At 67.2% G+C, this 3,387-nt stretch carries 5 protein-coding genes; 1 reads left to right on the top strand and 4 read right to left on the bottom strand.

The window, feature by feature from the left end:
* Nucleotides 1-65: 65 nt before the first annotated feature.
* Nucleotides 66-1,007: a manganese catalase family protein gene (locus tag ACEN88_RS27315; RefSeq protein ID WP_413344715.1), complete on the bottom strand. Its 942-nt coding sequence runs from the start codon at nucleotides 1,005-1,007 to the stop codon at nucleotides 66-68.
* A gap of 341 nt (nucleotides 1,008-1,348) precedes the next feature.
* Here ACEN88_RS27315 and ACEN88_RS27310 point away from each other — a divergent pair, with 341 nt between their 5' ends.
* Nucleotides 1,349-1,933 carry a hemerythrin domain-containing protein gene (locus ACEN88_RS27310; RefSeq protein ID WP_413344713.1) on the top strand — a complete coding sequence of 195 codons (585 nt, stop codon included), beginning with the start codon at nucleotides 1,349-1,351 and terminating at the stop codon, nucleotides 1,931-1,933.
* Between the two features lie 104 nt (nucleotides 1,934-2,037).
* On the opposite strand, the gene ACEN88_RS27305 is transcribed toward ACEN88_RS27310, so the two are convergent.
* From ACEN88_RS27305 to ACEN88_RS27295, 3 genes are all read right to left on the bottom strand, one after another.
* Nucleotides 2,038-2,778, bottom strand: a complete 741-nt coding sequence (locus tag ACEN88_RS27305; RefSeq protein ID WP_413344711.1) for an LrgB family protein — start codon at nucleotides 2,776-2,778, stop codon at nucleotides 2,038-2,040.
* The gene (locus ACEN88_RS27300) at nucleotides 2,771-3,133 is read right to left on the bottom strand and encodes a CidA/LrgA family protein (RefSeq protein ID WP_413344709.1); all 363 of its coding nucleotides are present in this window, start codon (nucleotides 3,131-3,133) and stop codon (nucleotides 2,771-2,773) included. The genes ACEN88_RS27305 and ACEN88_RS27300 overlap by 8 nt, the downstream gene beginning before the upstream one ends.
* 43 nt (nucleotides 3,134-3,176) lie before the next feature.
* The coding region (locus ACEN88_RS27295; protein WP_413344707.1) for a hypothetical protein at nucleotides 3,177-3,387 on the bottom strand (211 nt) is incomplete at its 5' end.

The following is a 3,387-nucleotide window of genomic DNA, read 5'->3' as shown; positions in this document are numbered from 1 at the left end:
GGCGGGAGCCCAATTTCCTCGGCAGAGTCGCGAAACTTGGGCCCCGCCTGCGCGAGGACGACGGCTTAGTGAAGCTTCGGCGCCCCCGGGCTCGGCTGCGCACCCGGCTGCACGGTCATGCCGTCAGCGAGGGTCTGGTTCCCCATCCCGAGTTCGGCGCCGGTCGTCGGATCGACATTCGGATCGGACATGGTGCGCTCGGCCATCTGCTTGAGCACGTCGACGTTCTTGGCCGGCAGCCTGACTTCGGCCTCGCCCGTGCCGCCGTCGACTGCCATCTGCTTTTCGCGGTCCGTGACGAAGTCCCAGTTTTCGCCCTGGTTCCAGGAGCCGCGCATCTCGCCCGGGCCCTGCGACATGTTGAAGTAGGTGTTGGCGAAGCGCGGGTCGCCCGGCATCTTCCCGGACGGGAAGTTCGGCTGGATCGAGTACAGCGCCTTCTCGAACGACTTCTGGTGCGCGATCTCGCGCGTCATCAGGAAGCCCAGCGCTTCCTTCACGCCCGGGTCGTCGGTCAGCGCGATCAGGCGCTCGTAGACGATCTTGGCGCGCGCCTCGGCGGCGATGTTGGAGCGCAGGTCGGCGGTCGGCTCGCCGATCGTGTCGATGTACGCGGCCGTCCACGGCACGCCGGCCGAATTGACCAGCGGCGTGCCGGCGCCGTACAGCACCTGGGTCACGTGGCTGTCGTTGCCCGCACCCTGGATCTTCTTGTACAGATCCGCTTCGCTGTCGACGGCTTCGGCCAGGTCGCCCTTGGCGCCCTTGTTGAGCATGGCGACGATGTGGCCGATCACCTCGAGGTGGCTCAGCTCTTCCGTCGCGATGTCGAACAGCATGTCCTTGCGGCCCGGATCGTCTTCGCTGACGGCCTGCGTGAAGTAACGCATGGCCGCGGCCAGTTCGCCCTGCGGGCCGCCGAACTGTTCGAGCATCAGGTTGGCCAGCCCCGGATTTGGCTCACTGACACGCACGGTGTACTGCAGGCGTTTGTTATGTGCAAACATTCCGATTCCTCCAGTGTGTGATTGGATGACCGCGCGGAATGCGTCCTGCATTACCGCGCGGACAAACGGAAGCGCCGTAGCGCGACCGGTCGATGCCATCTTGGCAGCGTTGCGGCGCCGAGTAATCAGAAACCAAGCCGTGTCTGTGTAGGATTGGAGGCGACATCCTGTCGAGCCGCGCGGGATTCTGAACAGGTGGAAACAGTCGAAGATTGCCAGTCTGTGCCGGACAGTCCGTGCGTCATCGGCCGACAAAACAGTGCGGCGCCCTCCTACGCGGGAGCTCTAGCGTCGGCACTAACATGGGTCTATCGCTACCCCACAGCCAACAGGAGACGATCATGTTTTCCCTGAACAAACTGAGTCCTTCCATCACCGACATGATCCGCTTCGATCACTCGCACGTGATGGTGACGTTCCACCAGTACACCCGCGACAAGCGCCCCAGCGTCAAGAAAGCGCTGGCGGAAACGATCTGCGACGCGCTGGAAATCCACGCGACGCTGGAAGAGGAAATCTTCTATCCCGTCATGCGCCCGCGCGCCCACGACCAGAAGGTCATGGACAAGAGCGAGCCGGAACATGACGAAATGCGCGCCGTCATTGCGGAGCTGCGCCGCACCGATCCGAAGTCGCCGCGCCACGACGAACTCGTGTTCGAACTGATGCGCGACGTGCAGCACCACGTGGCCGACGAGGAAACCGTGCTGCTGCCGGAAGCCGAGCAGACGCTCAGCAAGGACCGCCTGTCCGAGCTGGGCGCGCAGATGACGAAGCGCCGCCTGGAACTGGTGACGCCGAAGGCCGGCAAGATCGCGGCCAACACGGCCGTCGGCTTCTCGGGCAGCACGGCCGCCATCGTCGTCGGCGTGGCCAGCGCCCTGTTCGCGGCCCGCGCCTTTACCCGCAAGCCGTCGCACGCCTGACCCTTTTCCGCAGCGGCGCAAGCCGCCTGCGCTCCCCCGGCATGGCGTTCCGCGCGCCTGCCTCGCCCGCAATCGCGTCCGCGCGTGGTTGCGGGCTTCTTTGTTTACTGACCCATCCAGCGCAGGAGCAAGGGCACGAGCCACGGCGCCAACAGCGCCGTGAGCACGCCGTTGATGCCCATGCCGAGGCCCGCGTACGCGCCCATCTCCGGACTGACCTGGAACGCGCGTGCCGTCCCGATGCCGTGCGACGCGACCCCGAGCGCGAGGCCGCGCGCCGCATGCGAATCGATGCGCAAGGCGTTCATCAGGAAGCGCGCCGTCACGGCGCCGAAGATGCCCGTGCCGATCACGAGGACGGCCGTCAGCGCCGGCACGCCGCCCAGGTGCTCGGACACGGCCATCGCGATGGGCGTCGTGGCCGACTTCGGGCCCAGCGAGCGCGCCAGCTCGGGCGATGCGCCCATCAGCACGGCGATGCCGACCGCGCTGACGATGGCCGTCACGCACCCGGACACCAGCGCGCACGCAAGCGGGAACAGGCTGCGGCGCAGGCGCGGCATCTGGCGCGCGAGCGGCACGGCGAGGGCGACGGTGGCGGGACCGAGCAGGAAGTGGACGAACTGCGCACCGGCGAAATAGCGCTGGTACGACATGCCGCTGGCCGCGAGCACGAGGCTCACGAGGGCGATCGCGATGGCGACGGGATTGGCGAGCGGCGAAAAGCCGCAGCGTGCATAGACCCATTGCGCGAACACGTAGGCGCACAGCGTGACCGTGAGGCCCAGCAGCGGCGACGCGGACAGGTAGACCCAGAAGTGGGTGAATTCCTCGACATTAAACATCGCGGCCCTCCCCGTTCTTGTGGGCGGGCGTGAGCGCGCGCAGCACGAGCGCCGTCACGGCAAGTGTCAGCAGGGTGCTGCCGACGACGGCCGCGCAGATCGCGAGCCAGTGCCCGCTGCCGCTCGCCGCGGCGACGATGATGCCCACGCCCGCCGGCACGAACAGCAGCGACAGATGGCGCAGCAACTCGTTCGCGCCCGCCTCCACGGTGTCGTGCAGGCGCGGGAACGCGACGAGCGCCACCAGCAACAGCAGCATGCCGGCCACGGGACCCGGCACTGGGAGCCGGAGCAGGAAAACGAGCCCCTCTCCCAGGCACTGGAAAACGAGCAGTACGGCAAACGCGATCAGCAAGCGACCTCCTTCGATGTTGGTTCCCCGAAGGATAGCATCCGGCTCAGCGCCGCGTCGGCTGCACGAGGCTCGTCATCGCATCCACATACGTCTTCTCGTCGTCGGCGTACAGCGGCAGCAGCGGCGTGACGGAGACCTGGTTCAGCTTCGTGCGGCGCCGCGCGCCGGGGGCCGGGGGCTTGAAGACGGCATAAGGCCCGGGCTGGGTGACGTACGGCGCGCCCGTGACGGGGGCGGGGGAGATCAGCACCGGG

The sequence above is a fragment of the Massilia sp. CT11-108 genome (assembly GCF_047302915.1).
Classification (GTDB): domain Bacteria; phylum Pseudomonadota; class Gammaproteobacteria; order Burkholderiales; family Burkholderiaceae_D; genus Telluria; species Telluria orientalis.
Note: the sequence above shows the minus strand (reverse complement) of the source record. Positions and strands in the feature narration are given on the sequence as shown.

Excerpts from the sequence above, each read along its gene's own strand:
- ACEN88_RS27310 (WP_413344713.1), top strand. The coding sequence starts at position 1,349 with ATGTTTTCCCTGAACAAACTGAGTCCTTCCATCACCGACATGATCCGC.
- ACEN88_RS27305 (WP_413344711.1), bottom strand. The coding sequence starts at position 2,778 with ATGTTTAATGTCGAGGAATTCACCCACTTCTGGGTCTACCTGTCCGCG.
- ACEN88_RS27315 (WP_413344715.1), bottom strand. The coding sequence starts at position 1,007 with ATGTTTGCACATAACAAACGCCTGCAGTACACCGTGCGTGTCAGTGAG.